This is a genomic window from Streptomyces sp. MCA2, from assembly GCF_023544705.1.
Lineage (GTDB): Bacteria > Actinomycetota > Actinomycetes > Streptomycetales > Streptomycetaceae > Streptomyces > Streptomyces decoyicus.
This window is the reverse complement of record NZ_JAMJFM010000005.1, coordinates 174,504-200,429: the sequence shown is the minus strand read 5'-3', so window position 1 is coordinate 200,429 and position 25,926 is coordinate 174,504. Positions and strand designations below refer to the sequence as shown.

The following is a 25,926-nucleotide window of genomic DNA, read 5'->3' as shown; positions in this document are numbered from 1 at the left end:
GACCGGATCCCCCCTCTAGTGATCTGACGCAACGTCAGCTAGCGTCCCCTTCGCCAACCGCCTTGGCGAAGGGGATGTTTGCCATGTCTGCCCAGCCTTCCCTGCCCTCCCTGCCGGTCACGGTCCTGCGGATCAACCTCGTCGACCCCGCGCCCGCCCCCGCCACGCTGTCCGCGCGCTACCGGGCCGCCGTCGAGATGGCCGCGTTCGCCGACGACCGCGGGTTCACCATGGTCCAGACCGAGGAGCACCACGCCACCACCAACGGCTGGATGCCCTCCCCGCTGACCTTCGCGGGCGCCGTCTTCGGCGCCACCCGCCGCATCGGCGTCACCCTCTCCGCGCTGATCACCCCGCTGCACGACCCGCTGCGGCTGGCCGAGGACCTCGCCTCGCTCGACCTCCTGAGCGGCGGCCGGCTGGTCACCGTCGCCGGCCTCGGCTACCGCCCCGAGGAGTACGCGGCGCACGGCAAGGACTGGACGGGCCGTGGCGCGCTCCAGGACGAGGTACTGGAGACCCTGCTGTCCGCCTGGACCGGCGAACCGTTCACCTACCAGGGGCGTACGGTCCAGGTCACCCCCCGCCCGTACACCCGGCCGCACCCGCTGCTGCTGATCGGCGGCAGCTCACGGGCCGCGGCCCGGCGCGCGGCCCGGCTGGGGCTCCCCCTCTTCCCCAGCGCGCACCTCCCCGCACTGGAGGCCTACTACCACCAGCAGCGCGCCGACTTCGGCACCGAGGGCTGGGTGCTTCAGCCGCCCGAGCGGACCTCGCTCCTCCATGTCTCCGAGGACCCGGACCGCGCCTGGGCCGAGTACGGCGGCCATCTGCTGCACGAGGCCCGGATGTACGCCTCCTGGCAGTCCGCCGGTATCCGCTCGGCGGTGCGCTCGTCCGCCCGGGACGCCGCGGCGCTGCGGGAGGAGGGCGTCTACCGCGTCGTCACCCCGGACGAGTGCCTCGCGCTCGCCCGGCAGGCGGGCGGCCAGGGCTCGTTGATCCTGCATCCGCTGTGCGGGGGTATGCCCGTCGACGAGGGCTGGCGCTCGCTGCATCTGTTCGCCGAGCGGGTGCTGCCGGGCCTCAAGGACTGATGGCAGGGGCGGGTTTCAGCCTTCCGGGTAGAAGACGAACAGGACACAGCCCGCCGCCGACTGCGGTACGTGCCAGGACCCGGCGGGCGCATGGAGGAAGGATCCGGCCGGGTGGTCCCGGTCGCCGTCGTGGAAGGTGCCCGAGACCACGAAGACCTCCTCGGGCCCCGGTGCATGGACATCGATGCCTTCCCAGCAGCTGCCCGGGGCCATCTCCAGCACCTGGGCCTTCGCCCCGTTGGCGCCGGTCCACAGCGGCCTGCTCCGGATGCCGGGGAACAGCTCCCTGACCGGGGCGTCGTCCACTGTGCTCCACACATAGCCCGCGGTCCCGCCCACGCCTTCGGCGCCCCGTCCGTGCCTCGTCCGAGGCGCGTCCCCGGCCGGGTCCGTGGCCGCCTTTGCGGTCGTCTCCGTCTCGCTCATGTCTCCACCCTCGCCGGACGGGACGCCCTCCCCCAGTGTCAGAAATGACGCGCCGGAGTACTTTCCTGCCATCGCCGGATCGCCGCGGCACCGCGAGCCGGGAAAAACGACGACGCCCGGGGCGCGCGGCGGCCCCGGGCACAAAAAACGGGTACTGCCCGGGGTCCCTGATGACCCGGGGCAGTACCCAGTACTGAGGAGAAGGACTGGCGGGGGGTTAGCCCATCTCCTCCAACGCCTTGCCCTTGGTCTCCTTCACGAACTTGAGCACGAAGGGGATCGAGAGCAGGGCGAAGACTGCGTAGATGACGTACGTACCCGAGAGGTTCCAGTCGGACAGGCTCGGGAAGCTGGCCGTGATGGCCCAGTTGGCGATCCACTGCGCACAGGCGGCGACGCCCAGCGCGGCGGCACGGATCTTGTTCGGGAACATCTCGCCGAGGAAGACCCAGACCACGACGCCCCAGGAGAGGGCGAAGAAGAGCACGAAGACGTGGGCGGCGATCAGGGCCACGGTGCCTTCGGTGGGCGGCAGGGTGCCGGCCGCGGTCTTGGCGGAGAAGGCCCATGCCTCCAGGGCGAGCGAGATGGCCATACCGGCCGAGCCGATCAGCGCCAGCGGACGGCGGCCGATCTTGTCGACGAAGACCATAGCGATCACGGTGCCGATGATGTTGATGATCGACGTCGTGAAGCTGTAGAAGAACGAGGCGCTCGGGTCGATGCCGACGGACTGCCACAGCGCCGAGGAGTAGTAGAACGCGACGTTGATGCCGACCAGCTGCTGGAAGACCGACAGGCCGATACCGACCCAGACGATCGGCAGGAAGCCCATCCTGCTGCCGAGCAGGTCCTTGAACGACGACTTGTGCTCGCGGCGCATCGCGTCCTGGATCTCGGTGACCCGGGTGTCGAGGTTCACGCTGTGGCCCTCGACCTCGGCCAGCACCTCCTTGGCACGGGAGACCTTGCCGGCGGAGATCAGGTAGCGCGGCGACTCGGGGATCGCGAAGGAGAGCAGACCGTAGAGGACGGCCGGGACGACCATCACCCCGAGCATCCACTGCCAGGCCTCCAGGCCGGCGATCTTGCCGCGCTGGTCACCGTCGGCGAGGTTGAGGATGCCCCAGTTGACGAGCTGGGAGACGGCGATGCCGACGACGATGGCAGCCTGCTGGAACGAGCCGAGACGGCCCCGGTAGGCGGACGGCGAGACCTCGGCGATGTAGGCCGGGCCGATGACCGAGGCCATACCGATCGCGAAGCCGCCGATGATCCGCCAGAAGGCGAGGTCCCAGAGGGCGAACGGCAGAGCGGAGCCGACGGCGCTGACGGTGAACAGCACCGAGGCGATCTGCATCACGCGGATGCGGCCTATGCGGTCCGCGATGCGGCCCGCGGTGGCGGCGCCGATGGCACAGCCGATCAGCGCAATGGCGATCACCTGGGCGAGGAGTGCGGATCCGACGTCGTAGCGGCTGCGGATCGCCTCGACGGCACCGTTGATGACGGAGCTGTCATAGCCGAAGAGGAAGCCGCCCATCGCGGCAGCCGCGGTGATGAAGATGACATGGCCGAGATGCTCGGGATGGGCCTTGCGGCCTTCCGAACCCGTCGGCTGCGCGGTGCTGGTCAACGTGAACTCCAGTGGCCCGGCTGCGCTGCCGGGTTAGGGGGCTGGCCCTTCTAGTGGTGCATAGCTTGGGGGCACCCACCACTTGAAGGTAAAAGCAACGTTGCAGAGACTATGCCTTCAAGTTTCGAAGTCAATAGGGCGTAATGAATTTGTTTCTCGGCCCCCCGAGAGACAGTTCGTTCAAGTTCTGAACTGATGGGTCGTCGGACACTCCGGGCGATCAATGACGGCGCCGCGGAGGGCCCCAGAGCCGCCGATTCCGGTCCGTACCGGCCCGCGAAGCCGTCGTGGACGGGGCCCCGCGCCCCCGCTCAGTGCAGCCGCTGGCTGATGACCTTGGATACGCCGTCGCCCTGCATCGATACGCCGTAGAGCGCGTCCGCGACCTCCATCGTCCGCTTCTGATGTGTGATCACGATCAGCTGGGAGCTCTCCTGCAACTCCTCCATGATCCGGATCAGCCGCTGGAGATTGGTGTCGTCCAGCGCGGCCTCCACCTCGTCCATCACATAGAACGGGCTGGGCCGTGCCTTGAAGATCGACACCAGCAGCGCCACCGCGGTCAGCGACCGCTCACCGCCCGACAGCAGCGACAGCCGCTTGACCTTCTTCCCCGGGGGACGCGCCTCCACATCCACCCCGGTCGCCAGCATGTCGTCCGGATCGGTCAGCACCAGCCGGCCCTCGCCGCCCGGGAAGAGCCGCGCGAAGACGCCCTCGAACTCGCGCGCGGTGTCGTGGTAGGCCTGCGTGAAGACCTGTTCCACCCGCTCGTCGACCTCCTTGACCACCTGCATCAGATCGGCCCGGGTCTTCTTCAAGTCTTCAAGCTGTTCACTCAGGAACTGGTGCCTCTCCTCCAGCGCAGCGAACTCCTCCAGCGCCAGCGGATTCACCTTCCCGAGCTGCTGATACGCCCGCTCGGCGGCCTTGAGCCGCTTCTCCTGCTCGGCCCGTACATACGGCACCGGCTGGTTGCGCGGATGCTCCGGATCGTCCGGGAGCTCCTCGCCTTCGGCGGCCGGCGAGGGCGGGACGAGCTGTTCGGGGCCGTACTCGGACATCAGCCCGGCCGGCTCCACCCCCAGCTCCTCCAGCGCCCTGGTCTCCAGCTGCTCGATCCGCAGCCGCTTCTCCGCGCCCAGCACCTCGCCGCGGTGCATCGAGTCCGTCAGCTTGTCCAGCTCGGACTTCACCTCCCGGCCCCGGTTGCGCTCGGCCACCAGCGCCTGCTCCCGCTCCGTCTTGGCCCGCTCCGCCGCGCTCCGTTCCTCCTCGGCCCGTACGGCCGACACCTCGACATGCGCCAGCAGCTGCCGGGCACCTGCGGCGACCGCACCGGCCACCTCCGCCTCGTGCCGCAGCCGGGCACGCCGCCGCTCGGCCCGCATCCGCGCCTCGCGCTCCGCGCGCGCCCCCCGGTCCAGCGCATCCGCCCGCCCCGCCAGCGCCTTCACCCGTTCCTCGTGCGTACGCGCCTGGAGCCGGGCCTCCATCTCGGTCTGCCGCGCATTGGCACCGTCGGCGGCCAGCCGGTCCCGTACGGACGTATCGGGCTCCTCGTCGCCGACGCCCGGCTCCTCCTCGGCCACCGCAAGGCGCTCGGCCAGCTCCTCGGCCTCCTCGGTGGCCCGCAGCAGCGCCTCCTCGGCCTTGGCCGCCGCCGCGTCGGACCGCTCGGCCTCGCCCGCGGCCCCCCGCGCCTGCCCGCCGAGCCGGCCCAGGTCCCCGGCGACCTTCGACTTCTCCCGGTCCGCCGCCCGCCGCCGCTCGGCCAGCTCCTCGACCAGCGCGGCACACTCCGTACGGCGCTCCGCCGCGGACCGCTGCGCCTCCGTCAGCCGCTCGCAGCGCGCCGCCAGCTCCTCCAGCTCGGCCGCCGCCTCGTCGACGGAGGCCTGTACCTCCAGCAGGCTCGGCGCACCGGCGGAGCCGCCGTGCGCGAAATGCGCCCCGAGCAGATCGCCCTCACCGGTCACGGCCATCAGCTCCGGCCGGGCGGCCACCAGCTCCTCGGCCTCCTCCAGCGTCCCGACCACCACGACATCCCGCAGCAGCCGGGCCACGGCGGCCGTCAACTCCGCGGGCCCCCGCACCAGTTCATCCGCCGGCACGGGCTCGGAACGAGGTCCGGGCACACGGTGCCCGGCCTGCCCGGGAACCACCGACGCCCCGGCCGCCCCCTGACGGGAGTCACCTACCGCTCCCTCGCCCCCATCGGTCGCACCATTGCCACCACTAGCCCCATTACTCCCAGCGATCCCATTGGCTCCACCAGCCCCAAGAGCCGCATCACCCTCATGAGCCCCGTGGGTGCTGTGGGCCCCACTCCGCACCGACACCCGAACTGCCTCGGCAGCCTCGGCGTCATCCGCGACTCCCCCGACCGCAGCAGCCCCCATGCCCTCTGCCGACTCCGCCAACTCTGCCGACTCCGTCGACTCCACAGCCCGCGCGGGCGCAGGAACCAGCCCCGCAGCGCTCCGGCTCCCGGCTCCCCCCAGCACCATCGCCGCCCGCCCCGCGTCCTGTTTGCGCAGCAGCCGGATGGCCTCGGCGGCAGTGCCGGGGCCGGTGACGGCGAGCGCGTCCGCGGCCACCCCGAGGGCGGCCGCCACCGGGACCTCGAAACCGGGGGTGACGGTCAGCAGTTCAGCGGCCGGGCCGAGCAGGCCGGTGAGCTGGTCCGCGGCAGCCAGCAGCGCGCCGGTACCGTCCTTGCGGCGCAGCCCGAGCGCCAGCGCGTCATGCCGTGCGGCGGTCGCGGCCCGCTCACGCTCGGCCGCGGTCAGCGCCTCGCGTGCGGCGGACAGGTCCGACTCCGCCTGCGCCAGCTCCTTGCGGGCCGCCTCGTGCCGCTCGGCGATCTCCTCGTCGTCCGCGTCCAGCCCGTCGACCTCGGCCTTGAGCTGCTCGTACTCCTCCTGGGCGACGGCCGCCCGGCGCCGGGCGTCATCCCTGGCCTCGGCCAGCCGGCCGATCTCCGCCTGCGCCGAGGCGGCCCGGCCACGGGCGGCGGTGACCTGTCCGCTCAGCCGGGCCAGGCCCTCGCGGCGGTCGGCGATGGCCCGGGCCACGTCCCGCAGCCGCCGTTCCTCGTCCGCCAGTTGCCGCTCCAGCCCGGCACGGTGTTCGACGGTGTCCTCCAGCGCCCGGCTCGCCGCCTCCAGCGCGGCTGTCAACTCCGCCTCCTGCTCGCGGATCCGGGCGGCCTCGCGCTCCATGTCCTCGGGGTCGCGCCCGTGCCGTTCCTCGGGCGGGGCCGCCGTGGCGCTCTTCACCCGCGCCTCGGCCAGCGAGATCGTGCCGCGCACCCGCTCCGCGAGCTGGGAGAGCTCGTACCAGGTCTGCTGCGCGCGCTGCACCCGCGGCGTCAGCGTACGCACCTCCTCCTCCAGCGCCGCCTCCTGCTGCTGGGCACTGCGCAGCCGGTCCTCGGCGTCCTGCTTGCGCTCCTTGAGCGCCGCCTCGTCCGCGATCTCGGCGCGCAGCGCCCGGCGCAGGGTGACGAGGTCGTCGGCGAGCAGCCGCAGCCGGGCGTCGCGCAGGTCCGCCTGGATGACGGCGGCGCGCCGGGCGACCGCGGCCTGCCGTCCCAGGGGCTTGAGCTGGCGCCGCAGCTCATCGGTCAGATCCTGGACGCGGGCGAGATTGGCCTTCATCGCGTCCAGCTTCCGCAGCGCCTTTTCCTTGCGCTTGCGGTGCTTGAGGACGCCGGCCGCCTCCTCGATAAAGGCCCGGCGCCCCATCGGATCGGCGTGCAGAACGGAGTCGAGCTGCCCCTGCCCGACGATGACATGCATCTCCCGGCCGATTCCGGAATCGGAGAGCAATTCCTGGATGTCCAGCAGCCGGCAGGTGTCACCGTTGATCTGGTACTCGCTGCCGCCATTGCGGAACATGATCCGGGTGATGGTGACTTCGGCGTACTCGATCGGCAGTGCACCGTCGGAGTTGTCGATGGTGAGCGAGACCTCGGCACGGCCGAGCGGCGGCCGCCCGGTCGTCCCGGCGAAGATGACGTCCTCCATCTTCCCGCCGCGCAGCGACTTGGCGCCCTGCTCGCCCATGACCCAGGACAGCGCGTCCACGACATTGGACTTGCCGGAGCCGTTGGGACCCACGACGCAGGTGATGCCCGGCTCGAACCGCAGCGTCGTGGCGGAGGCGAAGGACTTGAAACCTCGCAGGGTCAAACTCTTGAGATGCACGCCGTTGGACTCTACCGGCCGCTCCTCGGCGGGCGACCCCAACATTCCGGCGCCGGTCTCCGGCCCCGTACGGCCCCCGGGTATACCGCACCGTTCATTTTCGGTTTCATTGACGAAAGCGCAGGGCACATCATGCGGTAAGGGAGGGGCGGCACGGCGGAAAGTGGCCGTACGGTCCGCGAGAAACGCGGGGGTAACTCAGTAGCGGGAAACGACGAAGGGACGCCGAAGCGTCCCTTGAAGATCTTGAAGAGAGCGGTCCTCAAGCGGCTGGCGAGCAGCCCTACCCGCCCTTGGGTTGAGGTCAGGTGAGCGCGGGCTCCGCCTGGGGTACGTCGAGGTCGAGCATCGAGTCGTCGTGACGTGCGGCAGCGGACAGCATGTCGTTTTCGGCCTGCATCCGAATAAGCTCGGATTCAAGGTCTTGGACGCGCTGCTGAAGCCGTCGCATCTCGGAGAGGACTCGGGGGTCGGAGCCGCCGACGTAACCGAGAAGCGCCTTTGCCATGATGGATGGTCCTCCACAATGAGTGACCGACCGAAGCGGTGTGGGTCGTGAGGGATTCGCACCCGCGGTGCTTGTCATTCTCTGGTGTACTCAATGCCAAACAGCTAAGGTGCGCGGGGATTCCAGAGTCTCACCAAACGGTTTGACGGTCAACACGATCACACCCCGTATCCTCGGGCACCTGAGAGTGCGCGGCCGCGAGGGCGCTGCGCCGACTCCCCAGAAAGGTCCCGCGGGGGCGTAGAGATCATCCGTACAGCGGCAGCCTTGCACGGGTCGGGCGAGTTGGCAACCACCAGGCCTTATCTCCTGTAAGCAGCTGACAAAGACGCATCCGCGAGATCGTCCGTGACGCCCGTCCGGACGCTTTCGGCGGGCTCGTTCAGCGGATCTCGAAGCCGTCGTAACCGCCGCGGAGCGTGTCCCATATCTCAGTGACTCCGGTGACCCGCCCGGGCGTGTCTCCGGTGCGGAGCCACTCCAGCAGTGCATCGCAGTGATCCTTCGGTCCCTCGGCGACCACCTGGACGCGGCCGTCACCGAGATTGACGGCAAATCCCGCGAGTTCGCCGATGCGAAGGGCGTTGGCCCGGGTGAACCAACGGAACCCGACGCCTTGGACCTGACCACGCACCCAGGCGGTCACACGGACATCTTCGTTCATGTGTGCACGTTAACCGGCCAATTGCTCAGCGGTCACTTCTGCCCCTTGCGCCATGGCGTACAGTCCCCCGACAAGCGAGGCTCACTCTTATGGGTGAGCCGTCTTGACGCCTAGGAAGCTCTGCGGCGGTAGCCGCTCCAGTGGAACCGGTGCTTGCACCGGGGGAAGGAAGACAGCGGATGGGCCGCCATCGACGCTCTGCTCCCCCAGCCCCCGAAGCCCCCGGCGCGGGGGCTGTTGACGCACCGACGGCCGAACGGCCCGGCGCGTCGGCCGCGGCCCGGCGCCGCGGACACCGTGCGGCTCCGCGCCGCGGAAGGGCACCCGTCCGCACCGGACTGCTCGGCGCGTCCGCCGCGATGGCGATGGGGGCCGTGGCGGTCGCCTCCGGACTGATCCCCGGCCACGGCCAGTTCGACGGGGGAACGAGCGGCGACCACGGAGACCGCGTCCGGGCCGGCGCGCTGCCGGAGGCCACCGCGCCCCTGGGCGGCCGGTCGGCGACCCCGGCCGACCGCGCCACGGAGCAGGCGAGCCGCGGCGGCGCCCGTTCCGCGGCCCCCGGCACCGACCGCGCCTCCTCCCCCACCACCCCCTCGACGTCCCCCTCTCCGCACCGGCCGGCCAAATCGCCCACGGCGAAGACCGGTTCGCAGCGGTCCGCCGAGCCCGCCGAGCGGCCGTCCTCGGCGGCGCCCGTACGCAGCGCGGCCCCGACGAAGGCGCCCGACACCGGGTCGTCCGCCGAGGAGCAGGTCCTGTCCCTGGTCAACCAGGAGCGCGCGCAGGCCGGCTGCTCCCCCGTGACGGCGGACAAGGCATTGGCCGGACTCGCACAGCAGTTCAGTGACGACATGGCCCGGCGCGGCTTCTTCGACCACACCGACCCGGACGGCGACACGCCCTGGGACCGCGCCGACGCCGCGGGCATCAAGGACCTGGGCGGCGAGAACATAGCCCGCGGCCAGGCCACCGCACAGGCCGTCATGGAGTCCTGGATGAACAGCCCCGGACACCGCGCCAACATCCTCAACTGCGACTACAAGACCCTCGGCGTCGGCGTGCACGTCGGGGCGGGCGGCCCGTGGTGGACGCAGGACTTCGGCTTCTGAGCCGGCCGCCCGGCCCGGGGTGACAGCCCCGGACACATGAGACGCCCGCGCCGCCCGTGATCCGTCACGGGCGGCGCGGGCGTACTACGTACGGGCCCTTGGCGGCCTGGTGCGCAGGTCAGCCGGCGAGAGCGGCGCGGCCCGCGGCGAAGATACGGGCCTGCTCGGCGACCCGGCGGCCGAGGTGCTCGGCCGTGGCGATATCGGCCTTGTGGACCCCCTCGGCGCCCTGGTCGCTGGGGGACTGGGCAGCGGCCCCCAGGAAGAAGCCCAGCCGGTTGAGGTCGTTCTCCGAGGCGGTGGAGGAGTTCCAGCCGGGGAGCAGGTTGAGGCTGACCCAGCTCATGCCGTGCTGGGCGGCGAGCACCGTGAAGAACTGGAGGGTGTGCAGCTTGTCCCCGCTCTTGGAGGCGGAGTTGGTGAAGCCGGCCGCGAGCTTGTCCTGCCAGGCGCGGGTCGCCCAGCGCTGGGAGGTCGCCTCGGCGAACGTGTGGAACGCGCCGGAGGCCGTCCCCATATAGGTCGGCGAACCGAAGACGATCGCGTCCGAGGCGTCGAGCAGTTCCCACTGGGCTTCGGTGATCTCATCGACCTTGATCAGGTGGACGGTGGCTCCCGCCTCGGCGGCCGCGGCGCGGACGGCCTCGGCCAGTACGGCGGTGTGGCCGAAGCCGGAGTGGTACGCGAGGGACACGACGGGGGCGGGCAGGGCAGGGCTGGTCACGGCGGTTTCTCCTCAAGGTCACGGCAGCCCGGGGCGGTCGGCGCCCCGGACGTCGGGCTGCGATGAGAGAAGAGAAGCACTAACTTTTAGAAAGCGCAACCCATTGGTTAGCGCTGCGCAGAGGTATGGTGTGCGATATGGCGACCGAGAGCACTGCCGAGACGGCCGACGAGCCCACCACCGGCTGTACGGACGACCTGGCCTACGACGTTTTCGCGCGCGACTGCCCGTCCCGTGAGGCGCTCAAGCACGTCACCGACCGATGGGGCAGCCTGACCCTGGGCGCGCTGCTCGACGGCACCTTCCGTTTCAACGAACTGCGGCGCCGGGTGTCAGGGGTGAGCGAAAAGATGCTGGCCCAGACCCTGCACGCACTGGAGCGGGACGGCCTCGTCCACCGCGAGGCACAGCAGACCAACCCACCCCGGGTGGATTACGCGCTGACGCCGCTGGGCCACCAGGTCGCCGGTCAGCTTCAGATGCTGATCACCCTGGTGGAGGACCGGATGCCGGAGGTGCTCCGGGCGCGGGAACGCTATGACGCCCGGCACGCCGCGGGCTGAGCCCGCGGACGCGCCCGCGCGCACTGCTCAGCCGCGCGGCGGCCGCTGGCAGCGGGGGCAGAAGTAACTGGAGCGGTTCATCCAGGGACGGCGGCGGATCGGGGTGCCACAGCGGCGGCAGGGTTCGTCCTCGCGGCCGTAGGCGTCCAGGGAGCGCTCGAAGTAGCCGGACTCACCGTTGACGTTGACGTAGAGGCTGTCGAAGCTGGTGCCGCCGACGGCGAGCGCGGCGTTCATCACGTCCCGTACGTGGCCGAGCAGCTCGGCGGTGCGCGGACGGCTGAAGGTCGCGGTCGGCCGCTCGTAGTGGAGCCTGCTGCGCCACAACGCCTCGTCCGCATAGATGTTGCCGACGCCGCTGATCAGCGTCTGGTCGAGCAGCGCCCGCTTGACGGTGGTCCGGCGGCGGCGCAGCGCGTCGTGGAAGGCGGCGTCGTCGAAGGCGGGGTCCAGCGGATCGCGGGCGATATGGGCGATCACGTCGGGAAGGTGGTCCGCGTCGCCGGGGACGGTGTCGTGCAGCGAGAGGCCGCCGAAGGTCCGCTGGTCGACGAAGCGGAGTTCGGTGTCGAGAGCGTCGGCGAAGCGGACACGGATCCGCAGATGCTTCTCGTCCGGCGCCTCCTGCGGCTGGACCAGCAGCTGACCGCTCATCCCGAGGTGGGCGAGGATCGCCAGGCCGTGGGTGACGGACGGCGTGATCATCGGGGTGATGCCTTCGGCGGCGGTCTGTGCGGCCGGACCGCCGCCGGTCACCGGCAGCCAGAGGTACTTGCCGCGCCGGCACGCCGCGCCGATGCGCAGCCCCTTGAGCCGGGCCGCGAAGTCGGCCGCACCGGCCGTGTGCCGCCGGATCGCACGCGGATGCCGCACCTCGACCTCGTCGATCGTGCGGCCGCTGACCCAGCGCTCCAGTCCGCGGCGTACGACCTCGACCTCGGGCAGCTCGGGCACGGGACTCCTCGGGACAACGGGGGACGACAGCCGCAGCGTACCTCTCCCCTCCGACGCCCTACGGGCCCGCCCGGTGCCGCACGGGGTTCCCCGGTCCGGCCCGTGGCCGTCAGCTCCTGGGCCGGCCATATCGCCTCGCCCGCACGACAGTTGGGCCGCCCGGCCCGTCGGGACGCCGCCCCGGGTCGGGCAAAGAAGGACCCCCGGTGCGCCGAAGCGCACCGGGGGTGGAGGCACCGCGCCACAGGGGCGTGAGCTGTGCGGTCAGCCGACGGTGTCCTCGCCGGCGGGCTCGACGGTCTCGGCCGCCTTCTCCGCCTCGGCCACCTTGGCCGCCTCGTCCGCCGCGGCGCGGATCTCGCGCCATGCGGATTCGGCCGCCTGCTGCTCGGCTTCCTTCTTGCTGCGGCCGGTGCCGGTGCCGTACGAGACACCACCGACGCGGGCGGCAGCAGTAAAGGTCTTCTCGTGGTCCGGACCGGTCTCCGTGACCAGGTACTCCGGAACGCCGAGACCCTCGGTCGCGGTGAGTTCCTGGAGGCTGGTCTTCCAGTCCAGGCCCGCGCCCAGGCTGGAGGACTTCTCGATGAGCGGGTCGAAGAGCCGGTGCACCAGCTCGCCGGCCGCGTCGAGGCCCTGGTCGAGATAGACCGCGCCGATCACCGCTTCAAGGGTGTCGGCGAGGATGGATGCCTTGTCCCGGCCGCCCGTGCCCTCTTCGCCCCGTCCGAGGCGGATGAAGGCGCCGAGGTCGAGGCCGCGGCCCACCCCGGCAAGTGCACGCGAGTTGACCACCGCGGCCCGGAGTTTGGCCAGCTGGCCTTCCGGAAGATCGGGGTGGATGCGGTACAGCGTGTCGGTGACCACCAGGCCGAGCACCGAATCCCCGAGGAATTCGAGCCGCTCGTTGGTGGGCAGACCGCCGTTCTCGTATGCGTACGAGCGGTGTGTCAGCGCACGCACCAGAAGGGCGGACTCGAGCTTGTACCCGAGCCGCCCTTCCAGAAGCGTGTGGGACGAGGCCGTGTCCGCCGGAGTCGGTTCATCCCCGCGTTTGCGGGAAGTCGAATTGGCGTCTGACATGAAGCCTGTCACCAGCCGCTCAGACCTCGAGGACCTGGCGCTTGTTGTAGGTGCCGCAGCTCGGGCACGCGATGTGCTGGAGCTTCGGCTCGTGGCAGCTAGCGCATGCCACCAGGGTGGGGACCGCAGCCTTCCACTGCGACCGGCGGTGGCGCGTGTTGCTGCGCGACATCTTCCGCTTCGGAACAGCCACGGCTACTTCTCCTGCTTCTCGTCGACGCCCGCTTCGGCGCCGCCCATGTTGTCCTTCTCGCCGTCCTTGACGGTCCCGGCGAGTCCCTGCAATGCCGCCCAACGGATGTCGACGGCGTCGTGGTGGTGGTCCGGGTCGTCCGCGAGCCGCACTCCGCATTCGGAGCACAGACCCGGACAGTCGTCCTGGCACACCGGCTGCATCGGCAGTGCAAGCACCACCGCGTCTCGCAGCACGGGCTCGAGGTCGAACAAGTCGTCCTCGAGGAAGAGGGTGTCCTCCTCGTCCTCGGCGTCGTCGCCGGCGTCCGACTCGCGGACCCGGGCATCGGCGTCGGGGTAGGAGAACATCTCCTGGAAATCCGCGTCGAGCTCTCGCTCCAGCGGCTCCAGACACCTTACGCACTCCCCCTTGACGGTTGCACGGGCGGTGCCTGTGACAAGCACCCCGTCCATGACCGATTCCAGGCGGAGGTCGAGCTCGACCGGTGCGCCCTCGGGCACACCGATGACCTCATTGCCGAGGTCCCGGGGGGCCTCGGCGGAGCGGGATGCCCTCTTCAGCGCACCGGGACGCCGGCCCAGCTCGCGCGTGTCGAACACGAGAGGGGAACGGTGGTCGAGGCGGGCGTTGATGGCTTCCTGCTTTCTACGGGGTTTTCCGTGCCGTCCGTGTTCCTGCTGTAGAGGATTCGGGCAGCAGAGATCGCGGAGATACGCGCGACCGAAGAGCCAGGATACTGGACGGGCCCCGATAGGCCCAATCCGCTCCCGGCCTCTCCCCCGGACCGCGGGCCGGGCCGCCTACTGGCGCCCCTCCTCGTAGGCCCGGAGCTGGTCCAGGTCGATCATGCTGGTGTCGAAGAGGCTGGTCTCGTCCAGTGCGCCGGGCTGCGCGGGGTGGCCGTGCTGGGGCTGCTGCGGCACCTGCTGCTGGGGCATCTGCTGCTGGAGATAGGCGTTCGGGTCGTAGCCCTGCTGCTGGGCCTGCTGCTGCCAGTCGTAGCCGTACGGGTCCGGGTGCTGGGCGTAGGGGACCTCCTGCGGCTGCTGATAGCCGTAGACGTCCTGCTGCGGGTAGGCCGCCGGGTCGATGTAGTAGCCCTGGTCCTGGAACTGGGGCTGGAGGGGCTGCTGGAGCTCCTGGGGCTGGGGTTGCACCTCGGGCATGGGCGGCGGCGCCTGGGGCATGAGGGGCGACGCCTGAGGCATCGGGGGCGCCTGGGGCGGCTGCGGCGCCTGGTCGGCACCGATGCCCGCCAGACCGGCCAGATACTCGGCGTCGGCCTGGTGCCCGGACTGCGGATCGCCCTGCGCCGCCAGGTGGGCACCCAGCTCGTCGATCGCCTGGGCGCCCTGGAGCTTGTCACGGCCCCGGCCGACCGCTTCGAGCGTCTTGGTCAGCACGGCCTGGAAGGCCCCGAACTTGGCGTCCACATACGCGTCGGCGCGACGCCGGAGGGTCTCCGGGTCGGCACTGCGCTCCGGGGCCTCGGTGCCGTCCTCGTCCGGGTATCCCTGGTCGTCGAGCCCGGGGCCGCGGCCGAGCAGCTTCTCGCGGCCGCGGTCGACGGATCCGATGGTCTTGGTGAGCACGACCTCGAAGTTGGCGAGCTTGCTGTCGACGTAGTCGTCGGCCTCGGCCCGGATCTCCTCGGCTTCCCGGCGGGCCTCCGCGAGGATCCGGTCCGCCTCGTCCTGGGACTGCCGGGCGACCTCGGTGTCGGAGATCAGCGACCCGCGCTGGGCGTGCGCGGTCTCGATGATCCGCTCCGCCTCGGCCCGCGCCTGCTCGACCATCTGCTCCCGCCCGCCGAGCAGCTCCTGCGCCTGCGCGAGGGAGCCCGGGAGCGCCGCGCGCACCTCCTCCAGCATGGCGAGCAGCTCGGCGCGGTTGACCACGCACGATGCCGACATGGGCATGGACCGGGCACCGCCGACGGTCGCGACGATGTCGTCGAGCTTCTTCTGCACGTCCACCTTGGACTCGCCACTCTCTGAGGGGTTGGAACGACGGAACGGGACGACTGTACGTCCACGGGCCCTTCGCCCGACACCAACTGACGCCCCATCAGTCAGGCATCGGGACGGTGCGCCCGGTGCGGTGTCAGCCCTTCTTGCGCAGGCGCTCGGTGAGGGCCTCCAGGACGAACGCCGGCACCAGATGGGAGACATCGCCACCCCAGGCGGCGACCTCCTTCACGAGGCTGGAGGAGAGGAAGCTGTAGGTGGGGTTGGTGGGGACGAAGAGGGTCTCCACTCCGGACAGGCCGTTGTTCATCTGGGCCATCTGGAGCTCGTAGTCGAAGTCGCTGACAGCCCGCAGCCCCTTGACGATCGCGGGGATGTCGCGCTGCTTGCAGAAGTCGACGAGCAGGCCGTGGAAGGACTCGACCTCCACGTTGCCGTACTCGGCGGTGGCCCGGCGGATCAGCTCGATCCGCTCGTCGACCGTGAACAGCCCCTGCTTGGACTGGTTGATCATCACGGCGACATGGACGACGTCGTACAGCTTGGAGGCACGGGCGATGATGTCCAGGTGCCCGTTGGTGATGGGGTCGAACGACCCCGGACAGACGGCGCGGCGCAACTCGGGTTCCTCGCTCTCCGATCCGGTCATGACACGCTTACTGACGTCGATTCGGCAGACGTCGAAGCGGCGCGACCGTACCAAAGCGTCCCCTCGCCGTAGCGACGGGCCTTGATCGCTTCAAAACCGTCCGGCCATGGGAATGTGCCGCCTCGGGTGCTGCGCTCCACGGTGACGAGTGCGTCGTCCGCAAGCCACCCCTGACCACGGAGTGTGATCAGGATCTCGCGGAGTTCCGCGTCGGTGACCGCGTAGGGCGGGTCCAGGAAGACGAGGTCGTAGGGCTCGCCCGGGGCCGCCGCGGCGGCGGTCTGCTCGGCCTTGCCGGCCCGGACCTCGACGCCCGGGAGGCCGACCGCACGGACGTTGTCCCGGATGGTGCGCACGGCGCGGGCGTCGGCCTCGACCAGCAGGACGTGGGCGGCGCCGCGGGAGAGCGCCTCCAGGCCGACCGCGCCCGACCCGCCGTACAGATCGAGCACCCGGGCACCGGCCAGCGGCCCGTCGAGCGACTCCCAGGTGGAGAACATGCCTTCGCGCGCTCGGTCGGAGGTCGGGCGGGTGCCGTTTCCCGGTGGCACGGCCAGGCGGCGGCCGCCGGCCGTACCGGCGATCACGCGGGTCATGGGCCCGTCCTTACGTTGCGCGTGGTCGATGTGGTGGGCAGGAGCCGGGCAGGCTCCGCCGCTCCTCCACGATATTCCGTCGGCCGGTGCCCCGGGTCCGGCCGGGGCTCCCCGGGAGCGCACGGAGCGGTGATCGATCTCACGTGGCGGCGGGCGGCCCGGCACCGCGGCGCGCGGCCGGACGCCCGCCGACCGCGCCCGGCCGGAGCCCCGGCCCGCGCTCACCCCTTGTCCAGATACTGCTCCCGTTCCTCGTCCAGCAGGGCGGACAAGGCGATCCGCAGCTCGGGGAAGCCGGTCAGCCCGGGATCTGCGGCGACCAGCGCGGTGGCCTCCTCGCGGGCGGCCGCGATCACCTCCTCGTCGTCGATGACCGCGAGCATCCGCAGCGAGGAGCGGACGCCGGACTGCGCCTGGCCGAGGACATCGCCCTCGCGCCGCTGTTCCAGGTCGATACGGGAGAGTTCGAAGCCGTCGAGGGTGCCGGCCACGGCGGCGAGCCGGGCGCGCGCCGGGCTGGCCTCGGGCATCTCGCTGACCAGCAGGCACAGGCCGGGCGCCGTGCCACGGCCGACCCGGCCGCGCAGCTGGTGGAGCTGGGAGACACCGAAGCGGTCAGCGTCCATGATCACCATGGCGGTGGCGTTCGGGACGTTCACCCCGACCTCGATGACCGTGGTCGCGACCAGCACATCCAGCTCGCCCGCGGCGAACCGGCGCATCACGTCGTCCTTGTCGTCCGGCGCCATCCGGCCATGGAGCACCGCCACCCGCAGCCCGTCGAGCGGTCCCCGGGCGAGCTGCTCGGCGATGTCGAGGACCGCGAGCGGCGGCCGCTTCTCCTCGGCGTCCTCCGGTGAACTCTCCTTGGCCGCCGCGCCCTTGGAGCCCGCCGCTTTCTTCGCCCCCTTGGGGGTCTCCTCCTCGTCGCCGATCCGCGGGCACACCACATAGCCCTGATGGCCGGCCGCCACCTCTTCGCGGACCCGCTCCCAGGCGCGCGCGAGGAAGTGCGGCTTGTCCTTGGCGGGCACCACATGGGTGGCGATCGGCGAGCGTCCGGCGGGGAGTTGGTCCAGGACGGAGGTCTCCAGATCGCCGAAGACGGTCATGGCGACCGTACGCGGAATGGGGGTGGCCGTCATGACCAGGAGATGCGGCGGTTGCTTGCCCTTGCCGCGCAGCGCGTCCCGCTGCTCGACGCCGAAGCGGTGCTGTTCGTCGACGACGACCAGGCCCAGGTCGTGGAACTGCACCTTGTCCTCGATCAGGGCGTGGGTGCCGACGACGATCCCGGCCTCGCCGGTGACCAGGTCGAGCAGCGCCTGGCGACGGGCGGCGGCGCCCATGGAGCCGGTCAGCAGCACCACCTTGGTGCCCTTCTCCGCGCCGCCGAGCATCCCGCCCTCGGCCAGCTCGCCCATCATCTCCGTGATCGAGCGGTGGTGCTGCTGGGCGAGGACCTCGGTCGGCGCCAGCATCGCGGCCTGGCCGCCGCTGTCGACCACGCCGAGCATGGCGCGCAGCGCGACCATGGTGTTGTGGGTGACGGTGAAGTGGTCGGTCACATAGGCGTGGCCGGGGTGCCGGACGCTGATGCACTGGACGGGCTTGCGGCCGACGTACTCGATGGCCCGGACGGTACGCCGGAAGCCGGCCCCGCCCTCCGGTCCGGCGGCGTCCCCACGCGTCACCGCAGGTTCGGGGACCTGGTCGCGGAAGGGCGGATACGCGGCCGGCAGCGCCACGGAGACGTCATACACGCCGTCCTGTACGGGATGGAGCTCGGCGCGGCCCCCCAGGGAGCGCACCAGCCAGGCGAGGTCACCGGCCTGCGGACCGGCCGCCGAGCGGTACACCGCGGCATCCCCAGCGGGCTGCCCGCCGGCATCCATCAGCCCCTGCACCACGGCCAGCCGGTCCTTGAGGGGGGCGTTGCGGTACGCGGACGGCACCCGGTCCGCCGGGCGGCCGCCGCTGCCGTCGGCCAGCGCCCGCCCCACCCCGTAGGGATCGAGCGGCCGGTCCTCGCCGCCCTCCAGATCCACCGGCGTGGCCGCCGCGATGGACCACTTGGGCCGGCCGTCGGCCTCCAGCAGATCGCCCCGCAGCTCACGCGTCGTCCGTACCTGCTCGCCCGTACCGCGGGCCCCGACGATCCACAGATGCTCGTCATCGCACTCGACGGCGCTCCCGTCCGAGAGCACCAGCCGCCACACCTCCCGCTCGCCCTGCGGGAAGACCCCGTCCACCACGGCGAGCTCACCGCTGGGCACCACCACTTCGGTGCCGACGGTCATCTCCCCCATGGGGCGGAAGCCGCGCGGCGTCAGTACCAGCGCATCGAGCGGCTGGGCCTTGCCGGAGCCCACCTCGCCCTGGAGGAGGCGGTGCATGGGGTGCTCGGTCGCCAGATCGTCGAAGATCTCCCGGCTGACCTTCTGTTGGCCGTCGGTGAGCGTGAAGGGCAGCTTGGCGTCGAAGGCATCGAGGATGCCGCCCGCCACCAAGGTCCTGGCCACCGCGGGGAGTTCGGTCTCGGCCAGGCGGCGCCGGGCGAGTGCGACCTGGAGGACGAACGCCTCGTCCCACTTCAGCCGGTCCCGCGCGGCGGCGATATCGGCCTTGGTGGCCGGCCGGTGGATCTTGAGCAGCGCCTCGGTGAGCGGGACCAGCTCCCGGCCCTCACGGAGCGCTCCGGGCAGCGGATCGACGGCGTCCTGCGCGCTGGGCAGCACCGCGTCGACCGCCTTGGCGATCTTCCAGGACGCCATCTGCTGGCAGGCCGGGTAGATCGGCAGGAGCTGACTGGCGAAGGCGCTGACCGCGTCGGCTCCGCTCCCGTCCCCGTCGAGGAGCTCGTATTCGGGGTGGGCGAGCTGGAGTTTGTGGTGGAAGACCGACACCTTGCCGGCGAACATCGCGCGGCGCCCCGGGAGCAGGTCCTTGTGGGGCTTGTGAATGCCCTTGCCGAAGAAGACCAGCCGGAGCCGGCCGCTGCCGTCGGTGAGCGTCACTTCCAGGCGCTGTCCCCGGCCGCCGTTGAACTTCATCACCCGGGCATCCGCGACCTGAGCGACGACCGTGACATGTTCGTCCAGCGGGAGGTCGGCGAGGCGGGTCAGTTCGCCGCGCTCGGCATAGCGGCGCGGATAGTGATGCAACAGATCGCCGACCGTTTGCAGGTCGAGATGCTCGGCCAGCACCTTCGCGGTGGTGCCACCGAGGATTTTCTTCAGAGGTTCGTCGAGCGCTGCCACGCATCTATTGCACACCACGCCTGTGACAATCGTGGCCCGCTCACCGGCCCGGCGCGCTCACACGGGCCCTGTGCGCTCACTCCACGCCGATGAGCAGCGGCGCGGCATGCTGGCCGCCGTCGTAGACGACCGTGTCCACGGCGAGATGGTGCTCGCGGACATAGCCCTCCAGTTGCCCGGCGAGCCCGTCGGGCACCTCCGCGCCGAGGACCAGGGTCACCATCTCCCCGCCCGCGGAGAGCATCCGGTCGAGCACGGTCATCGCGGTAGCGGTGAGCTCGGAGCCGATCACCACGACGTCCCCGTCGATCAGGCCGAGGACGTCCCCGGCCTGGCAGACGCCTGCCATCGTCCACGACTGCCGCTCGGCGAGGGCCAGCTCGGCGTAGCGGGTGGCCCCCGCGGCCGCGGTCATCGCGACCACGTCCTCGTCGAAGCTGCGGCCCGGTTCGTGCACGGCCAGCGCCGCGATGCCCTGGACGGCGGAGCGGGTGGGGATCAGGGCGACCCGTACGCCTTCGGTGCGGGCCTGTTCGGCGGCGGCCGCGGCGGTGTGCCGCAGGTCGTGGTCGTTCGGCAGCAGCATCACCTCACGGGCGTGCGCCTGCCGGATCGCCTGCACCAGTTCGCCGCTGGCGGGCGGCTCTCCGGGGCGTACGGAGACAGGGGTGGCGCCGGCCTCCGCGCACAGTGCGGCGAGCCCGGCGCCGGGCACCACCGCGACCACGGCACGCGCCGTCATCTCCGGCTCCTTGGCGCGGGCGCCGCCGAAGTGCTGGATACGGATCCGGTAGGGGCGGCCCGCCTCGATACCGGCCTCCACGGCGGCGCCCGCGTCGTCGACATGGACATGGACGTTCCACAGACCGTCCCCGCCGACCACCACCAGCGAGTCACCGAGCCCGTCGAGCCGGGTCCGCAGCCGCGCCACAGCGGCGTCGTCGGCCTCCAGCAGATAGATCACCTCGAAGGCGGGCCCGGCCGGCTCCGCGCAGCCGGCCGCCGCCACCCGGCCCGCGGCCTCGCAGCCGGCCGCCTCGGGGAGCGGGGCGTCGGCCCGTACGGCGACCGGCGCCGCCGAGACCTCACCGGAGAGCACATCGGCGAGCGCGCCCAGCAGCGCGACGAGCCCGCAGCCGCCGGCGTCCACCACACCGGCCCGCTCCAGGACCGCGAGCTGCCCGGGGGTCGCCCGGAGGGCGGTCCGTGCCCCCTCATGGGCGGCGCGGGCGACCTCGGCGGCCCCGGCGGCTTCGCCCGCGGCCCGCTCCGCGGCGTCCGCGGCTGCGGTCGCCACCGTCAGCACGGTGCCTTCCACGGGGTGCGCGACGGCCTCGTACGTCGATGCGGCGGCCCGGCGCAGCGCCCGGCACAGGGCGTCCGCGGAGCCGTCGGTGGCGGCCAGCACCTCGGTCATCCCGCGCAGCAGCTGCGCCACGATCGTGCCGGAGTTGCCGCGCGCCCCGATGAGGGCGCCGTGCGCCATGGCCCCGATGGCGTCCGCGAGGCGGGGCGCGGTACCGGCCGAGGCGTGCCCGTCGAAGGCGGCCTCGACCGCGCGGGCGGCCGATTCGAGCGTCAGATAGAGGTTGGTGCCGGTGTCGCCGTCGGCCACCGGGTAGACGTTGATCGCGTCGATCCGCTCGCGTTCCCGGCCGAGCGCCTCCAGCGCGAGCCCGCACCAGGAGCGGACCGCGGCGGCGTCGAGCGGGTACGGCACGTCGTCCTCCTGGGTCACGGGATGCACCGCACAGTAGCCGCGCTCCGGCGGGAGGGCCGGGGCGGGGGCCCGGGGGTGCGTGGTAGTTTCGTTCTACGGGAGCGGTCGTTGTATGCTGCTCCGGTTGCCCGATGAGAATCGGGCCATTCCTCTCCTGACGGTGCCGTTCGGGCAATGCACTCGGCTCGTCGGGATTTCACCGTAAGTGCATCTGAAGTCTTTGGAGTGACCCGTGGCTGCCAACTGCGACGTCTGCGGCAAGGGGCCGGGCTTCGGCAAGAGTGTCTCGCACTCGCATCGCCGTACCAACCGTCGTTGGAACCCCAACATCCAGACGGTGCGTGCAGTGATCGGGCGCACGCCGAAGCGGCTGAACGCCTGCACCTCGTGCATCAAGGCCGGCAAGGTCTCGCGCTGACGCCTAAGCCGTAGCGCAGCCCAACCGGTTGCTTGCGAAGCCGGTCCACCTTCGTGGTGGACCGGCTTCTGCCTTTCCCGGGGCCGGGCGCCGCGGACGCTTCGCCCGTGGGGCCCCGGTGCCCGCGGTCAGTGCGCGTCGCGCCAGCGCCAGCCGTGGTCCACGGGGCCGATGCCCGCACCCAGCCGGAAGCCGGCCGCGAGGGCGCCGGTGACATAGTCCTTCGCCGCCGCGGCGGCCTGCGGGACGGTGTCCCCCTTGGCGAGCTGCGCGGCGAGCGCACTGGCGAGGGTGCAGCCGGTGCCGTGGGTGTGCCGGTTGTCGTGGCGGGGGGCGCGCAGCCAGTGTTCCTCGGTGCCGTCGGTGAGCAGATCGACGGCGCTGCCGCCGTGCCCGGCCGTCAGATGGCCGCCCTTGATGAGCGCCCAGCGCGGCCCGAAGTCGAGGACCGCGGCGGCCGCCCGGCGCATATCGGCCTCCTCCTCGACGCGGATCCCGGTCAGCTGGGCGACCTCGTCCAGGTTGGGGGTGGCGACGGTGGCGGTCGGCAGCAGCGCGGTGCGGACCGCGTCCAGGGCGGTGGCGGCGAGCAGTGCGTCACCGTGCTTGGAGACCCCTACGGGGTCGACGACCACCGGGACCCGCAGTCCGGCGAGCAGTTCGGCGACGGTCTCGACGAGTTCGGCCGAGGAGAGCATCCCGGTCTTCACCGCCTGCACGCCGATGTCGTCGACGACGCTGCGGAACTGGGCCCGTACGGCCTCGGCCGGCAGCTCCCACGCGCCCTGTACGCCCAGGGAGTTCTGGGCGGTGACGGCGGTGAGCACGCTCATGCCGTGGGTGCCGAGCGCCAGCATCGTCTTCAGGTCGGCCTGGATGCCCGCGCCGCCGCCGGAGTCGGACCCGGCGACGGTCAGGACGCGTGGAGGTATGTGCATACCGCCGAATCTACTCGGCGGCACCCCGCGGACCTGCGGGCGCCCGTACCGGCTCCGCCCGTACCCGCGTCGTCCGTGGTCCGTTCGGAACCTATTCGGTGTCCCCGTTGTCCCCGAAGTGGTCCCAGCCGGCCTTGGCCCACGGGGCGCCGTCCACCGTCACCTGGGGCAGCGCGGAGGGGTTGAGCACCTCGCCGATGACCTTCCACCGGGCGGGCAGCTTCACATCGGGCGGGAAAGTGGCCACGATCGCATGATCCTCACCGCCGTTGAGCACCCACTGCATCGGGTCCACGCCCACGGCCGTGCCGATGTCGGACATCTGCGAGGGGATGTCGATACCGGCGGAGCGCAGATCGATCCGGACCTTGCTGGCCTCGGCGATGTGCCCGAGGTCGGCGACCAGTCCGTCGCTGACATCGGTCATGGCGGTGGCGCCGAGTCCGGCGGCCGCCGGGCCCGCGTGGTACGGCGGCTCGGGGCGGCGGTGGGCCTCCACGAAGGCGCGCGGCGAGCGGAAGCCGCGGGAGAGGACGGCGTGCCCGGCGGCGGACCAGCCGAGCCAGCCGGTCACCGCGACCACATCGCCGGGCTGGGCACCGGCGCGGGTGACCGGCTCCTGGTTGCGCAGATCGCCGAGCGCGGTGATCGCGATGGTGATGGTGTCACCGCGTACGACGTCCCCGCCGACGACCGCGGCGCCGGCCACCTGGCATTCGTCGCGCAGGCCGTCCATCAGCTCGGTCGGCCAGGTCGCGGGGAGCTCCGCGGGCACGACCAGGCCGAGCAGGATCGCGGTGGGCACCGCGCCCATCGCCGCGATGTCGGCGAGGTTCTGGGCGGCGGCCTTGCGGCCGACGTCGTAGGCGGTGGACCAGTCGCGCCTGAAGTGCCGGCCCTCCAGGAGGATGTCGGTGCTGGCGACCACCCTCCGGTCCGGCGCGGTGACCACCGCGGCATCGTCACCCGGCCCGATCCGTACGGCCGGAGTGGTGGTGAGCCGGGAGGTGAGCTCCCTGATCAGCCCGAACTCCCCCAGCTCGCCCACGGTGCCCTTCATGCTGTTGCCCTTCCCATGTGTACGGACGGTCCGTACGTGGCTGACGACTGTGCCGCACTTGCCGAGTTCACCGCGCGGGTCTCCCCGCTCCGCTCGGTGACGCGGTACCGTGGCGTCCCTTCTTCCCACATGATCCTCGTAGCCGCCCTGGAGGTTCCGTGGTACAGGCCTACATCCTGATCCAGACCGAGGTCGGCAAGGCCTCGGCGGTAGCTGAGACGATCTCCACGATCCATGGTGTGCTTCAGGCCGAGGACGTGACCGGGCCCTATGACGTCATCGTGCGCGCGCAGGCCGAAACCGTCGATGAGCTGGGCCGCATGGTGGTCGCGAAGGTCCAGCAAGTGGAAGGCATCACGCGCACCCTTACCTGCCCGGTCGTCCATATTTAGCTCCCCCGTATCCTCGGCCGGGTGATCTCTACGCGCCGCCGGTACCTGGCCCTCCCCCTGCTCACGGTCCTGTTCGCCGCGGTGAGCTGCTCCGCTTCCGAAGACGTGGCCGTACCCTCCCCCAAGGGTGAGGCGGCGCGGCACTGCCGGGCGCTCCACAAGGAGTTGCCGCAGACCGTGGACGGGCTGAAGCGGGGTACTCCCGAGCCCGTCTCCGACTTCACTGCCATATGGGGCGATCCTGCCGTGAAACTGCGCTGCGGGGTGCCGAAGCCCGACGTCCTGACGTACGGGAGTGAACATTACAACCCCAAGGCCGACGCGGCGGAAGTCAATGGGGTCGAATGGCTCTTCGAGAAGCAGGAGGACGGCTATCGCTTCACGACGGTGCTGCGGAAGGCCTTCGTCGAGGTGACCGTTCCCCGGAAGTACGCGCCCGAGGTCGATGTGCTCACCGATCTCGGGCGCGCCGTGAAGAAGACCGTGCCCGTGGGGGTCTAGGACTTCCCTCCCGGATCAGCCCGGTGCCGTACGGCGAGGGGCCGGGGGCCGGAACCGGCTCAGCGCAGTCCCGTGGAGCGCTCCAGCGCGGCCTGGAGGAGCCGGTCGATCAGCTCCGGGTAGCTCACGCCGCTCTCCTGCCACATCCGCGGGTACATCGAGATGGGCGTGAATCCCGGGAGCGTGTTGATCTCGTTGATCACGAACTCGCCGTTGTCCTGAAGGAAGAAGTCCGCGCGCACCAGACCCTCGCAGGACGCCGCCTCGAAGGCCGCGACGGCGAGCTCCTGGACCTCGGCGGTCTGCTCGGCGGTCAGCGGCGCCGGCACGATCCCGTCGGCCGAGTCGATGTACTTGGCCTCGAAGTCGTAGAAGTCGTGCGCGGTGACCGGCGGGATCTCGGCCGGCACGCTGGCCCGCGGGCCGTCCTCGAACTCCAGCACCCCGCACTCGATCTCGCGGCCGCTCAGCAGCGACTCCACGAGGATCTTGGGGTCGTGCCGGCGGGCCTCCTCGACCGCCTCGTCCAGGCCCGCGAGGTCGTCGACCTTGGTGATGCCCATGGACGAGCCGGCCCGGGCGGGCTTCACGAAGAGCGGCCAGTCGTGCTCGCCGGCGAAGTCCACGATCTTCCTGCGGGCGGCCGCCGGATCCTTATCCCACTCGCGCGGGCGGATGACCTCGTACGGGCCGACCGGCAGCCCGAAGGAGGCGAACACCCGCTTCATGTAGTCCTTGTCCTGGCCGACGGCGGAGGAGAGGACGCCCGAGCCGACGTAGGGCACACCGGAGAGCTCCAGCAGGCCTTGCAGGGTGCCGTCCTCGCCGTAGGGGCCGTGCAGCACCGGGAAGACCACATCGACCTCGCCCAGCGCCTTGGGCACCGAGCCCGGTTCGCTGTAGACGACCTCGCGGTTGGTGGGGTCGACGGGGAGCACCACGCCGCCCTCGGTGGACTCGGCGAGCTCGGCCACGCTGGGCAGCCGCCGGTCCGCGATGGCCATCCGCTCGGGGTCGTCGGCGGTGAGCGCCCAGCGGCCGTCGGTGGTGATGCCGATGGGCAGCACGTCGTACTTGTCACGGTCGATGGCGCGCAGCACGGCGCCAGCCGTGAGCACGGAGATCGCGTGCTCGGAGCTGCGGCCGCCGAACACGACGGCGACGCGGGGCTTGTGTGGGGAGGTCTCGCTGCTCATATCGGGTTGAGGGTACCTGCTGGTAGCCGTGGAGTCAGCGCTGCGGCCGCCGATA

The 25,926-nt window shown here is 71.4% G+C and carries 24 protein-coding genes; 6 read left to right on the top strand and 18 right to left on the bottom strand.

The features are described from left to right. Positions 1-83 precede the first annotated feature (83 nt). Positions 84-1,097, top strand: coding sequence for an LLM class flavin-dependent oxidoreductase (locus M8I34_RS06305; RefSeq protein ID WP_250048271.1), 1,014 nt, complete (start codon positions 84-86; stop codon positions 1,095-1,097). Between the two features lie 15 nt (positions 1,098-1,112). On the opposite strand, the gene M8I34_RS06300 is transcribed toward M8I34_RS06305, so the two are convergent. The 5 genes from M8I34_RS06300 to M8I34_RS06280 all read right to left on the bottom strand — a co-directional run bounded on the left by M8I34_RS06300 (position 1,113) and on the right by M8I34_RS06280 (position 8,542). After that, positions 1,113-1,436: a cupin domain-containing protein gene (locus M8I34_RS06300; protein ID WP_250048300.1), complete on the bottom strand. Its 324-nt coding sequence runs from the start codon at positions 1,434-1,436 to the stop codon at positions 1,113-1,115. 304 nt (positions 1,437-1,740) lie between these two features. Next, positions 1,741-3,159: a sugar porter family MFS transporter gene (locus M8I34_RS06295; RefSeq protein ID WP_244418519.1), complete on the bottom strand. Its 1,419-nt coding sequence runs from the start codon at positions 3,157-3,159 to the stop codon at positions 1,741-1,743. A 311-nt stretch (positions 3,160-3,470) separates the two neighbouring features. Next, on the bottom strand, positions 3,471-7,370 hold the full coding sequence (locus M8I34_RS06290; protein ID WP_250048270.1) for an AAA family ATPase: 3,900 nt from the start codon (positions 7,368-7,370) through the stop codon (positions 3,471-3,473). A gap of 304 nt (positions 7,371-7,674) precedes the next feature. Beyond that, positions 7,675-7,878, bottom strand: a complete 204-nt coding sequence (locus M8I34_RS06285) for a hypothetical protein (protein ID WP_030084672.1) — start codon at positions 7,876-7,878, stop codon at positions 7,675-7,677. Between the two features lie 382 nt (positions 7,879-8,260). Then, positions 8,261-8,542 (bottom strand): acylphosphatase, encoded by a 282-nt coding sequence (locus tag M8I34_RS06280; protein WP_250048269.1) that lies wholly within the window; start codon positions 8,540-8,542, stop codon positions 8,261-8,263. A 179-nt stretch (positions 8,543-8,721) separates the two neighbouring features. Between M8I34_RS06280 and M8I34_RS06275 the strand changes: the two genes are divergently transcribed. After that, entirely contained in the window at positions 8,722-9,654 is a 933-nt protein-coding gene (locus tag M8I34_RS06275; protein ID WP_250048268.1) for a CAP domain-containing protein, read from the top strand. A gap of 118 nt (positions 9,655-9,772) precedes the next feature. Here M8I34_RS06275 and M8I34_RS06270 read toward each other — a convergent pair whose 3' ends face one another. Continuing rightward, complete coding sequence (locus tag M8I34_RS06270) at positions 9,773-10,363, bottom strand: flavodoxin family protein (protein WP_250048299.1); 591 nt, start codon at positions 10,361-10,363, stop codon at positions 9,773-9,775. A gap of 152 nt (positions 10,364-10,515) precedes the next feature. Here M8I34_RS06270 and M8I34_RS06265 point away from each other — a divergent pair, with 152 nt between their 5' ends. Continuing rightward, positions 10,516-10,941, top strand: a complete 426-nt coding sequence (locus M8I34_RS06265) for a helix-turn-helix domain-containing protein (RefSeq protein WP_250048267.1) — start codon at positions 10,516-10,518, stop codon at positions 10,939-10,941. A gap of 27 nt (positions 10,942-10,968) precedes the next feature. Here M8I34_RS06265 and mutM read toward each other — a convergent pair whose 3' ends face one another. The 9 genes from mutM to M8I34_RS06220 form a co-directional block, all read right to left on the bottom strand. Then, the gene (gene mutM / locus M8I34_RS06260; protein ID WP_250048266.1) at positions 10,969-11,895 is read right to left on the bottom strand and encodes a bifunctional DNA-formamidopyrimidine glycosylase/DNA-(apurinic or apyrimidinic site) lyase; all 927 of its coding nucleotides are present in this window, start codon (positions 11,893-11,895) and stop codon (positions 10,969-10,971) included. A gap of 264 nt (positions 11,896-12,159) precedes the next feature. Further along, positions 12,160-12,978 carry a ribonuclease III gene (gene rnc, locus M8I34_RS06255; protein ID WP_244418526.1) on the bottom strand — a complete coding sequence of 273 codons (819 nt, stop codon included), beginning with the start codon at positions 12,976-12,978 and terminating at the stop codon, positions 12,160-12,162. A gap of 19 nt (positions 12,979-12,997) precedes the next feature. After that, entirely contained in the window at positions 12,998-13,171 is a 174-nt protein-coding gene (gene rpmF, locus M8I34_RS06250; protein ID WP_030087884.1) for a 50S ribosomal protein L32, read from the bottom strand. A gap of 2 nt (positions 13,172-13,173) precedes the next feature. Beyond that, the gene (locus M8I34_RS06245; RefSeq protein ID WP_234340959.1) at positions 13,174-13,773 is read right to left on the bottom strand and encodes a DUF177 domain-containing protein; all 600 of its coding nucleotides are present in this window, start codon (positions 13,771-13,773) and stop codon (positions 13,174-13,176) included. Positions 13,774-13,974: 201 nt separating this feature from the next. Continuing rightward, positions 13,975-15,150, bottom strand: a complete 1,176-nt coding sequence (locus tag M8I34_RS06240) for an ATP synthase F0 subunit B (protein ID WP_250048265.1) — start codon at positions 15,148-15,150, stop codon at positions 13,975-13,977. Between the two features lie 127 nt (positions 15,151-15,277). After that, positions 15,278-15,760 (bottom strand): pantetheine-phosphate adenylyltransferase, encoded by a 483-nt coding sequence (coaD, locus tag M8I34_RS06235; RefSeq protein ID WP_244420201.1) that lies wholly within the window; start codon positions 15,758-15,760, stop codon positions 15,278-15,280. A 26-nt stretch (positions 15,761-15,786) separates the two neighbouring features. After that, positions 15,787-16,386: a 16S rRNA (guanine(966)-N(2))-methyltransferase RsmD gene (gene rsmD / locus M8I34_RS06230; RefSeq protein WP_244418528.1), complete on the bottom strand. Its 600-nt coding sequence runs from the start codon at positions 16,384-16,386 to the stop codon at positions 15,787-15,789. A 221-nt stretch (positions 16,387-16,607) separates the two neighbouring features. After that, a complete protein-coding gene (locus M8I34_RS06225) occupies positions 16,608-19,646 on the bottom strand; it encodes a helicase-related protein (RefSeq protein ID WP_250048264.1) in 3,039 nt (1,012 codons plus the stop codon). Between the two features lie 76 nt (positions 19,647-19,722). Further along, positions 19,723-21,366 (bottom strand): DAK2 domain-containing protein, encoded by a 1,644-nt coding sequence (locus M8I34_RS06220; protein WP_250048298.1) that lies wholly within the window; start codon positions 21,364-21,366, stop codon positions 19,723-19,725. A gap of 232 nt (positions 21,367-21,598) precedes the next feature. On the opposite strand from M8I34_RS06220, the gene rpmB reads away from it, so the two are divergent. Next, positions 21,599-21,784 carry a 50S ribosomal protein L28 gene (gene rpmB, locus M8I34_RS06215; RefSeq protein WP_018087178.1) on the top strand — a complete coding sequence of 62 codons (186 nt, stop codon included), beginning with the start codon at positions 21,599-21,601 and terminating at the stop codon, positions 21,782-21,784. Positions 21,785-21,912: 128 nt separating this feature from the next. Here the strand turns inward: rpmB and thiD are convergent, their stop codons facing one another. Together thiD and M8I34_RS06205 are read right to left on the bottom strand one after the other, a co-directional pair. Then, complete coding sequence (thiD, locus tag M8I34_RS06210) at positions 21,913-22,722, bottom strand: bifunctional hydroxymethylpyrimidine kinase/phosphomethylpyrimidine kinase (RefSeq protein WP_250048263.1); 810 nt, start codon at positions 22,720-22,722, stop codon at positions 21,913-21,915. Between the two features lie 91 nt (positions 22,723-22,813). Then, the gene (locus M8I34_RS06205) at positions 22,814-23,782 is read right to left on the bottom strand and encodes a thiamine-phosphate kinase (protein WP_244418531.1); all 969 of its coding nucleotides are present in this window, start codon (positions 23,780-23,782) and stop codon (positions 22,814-22,816) included. A gap of 158 nt (positions 23,783-23,940) precedes the next feature. Here M8I34_RS06205 and M8I34_RS06200 point away from each other — a divergent pair, with 158 nt between their 5' ends. Then, entirely contained in the window at positions 23,941-24,174 is a 234-nt protein-coding gene (locus M8I34_RS06200; protein ID WP_030982260.1) for an Lrp/AsnC ligand binding domain-containing protein, read from the top strand. A 21-nt stretch (positions 24,175-24,195) separates the two neighbouring features. Then, positions 24,196-24,675: a DUF3515 domain-containing protein gene (locus M8I34_RS06195; protein ID WP_244418532.1), complete on the top strand. Its 480-nt coding sequence runs from the start codon at positions 24,196-24,198 to the stop codon at positions 24,673-24,675. Between the two features lie 59 nt (positions 24,676-24,734). Here M8I34_RS06195 and M8I34_RS06190 read toward each other — a convergent pair whose 3' ends face one another. Beyond that, positions 24,735-25,871 carry a D-alanine--D-alanine ligase family protein gene (locus tag M8I34_RS06190; protein ID WP_250048262.1) on the bottom strand — a complete coding sequence of 379 codons (1,137 nt, stop codon included), beginning with the start codon at positions 25,869-25,871 and terminating at the stop codon, positions 24,735-24,737. Positions 25,872-25,926: the final 55 nt, after the last annotated feature.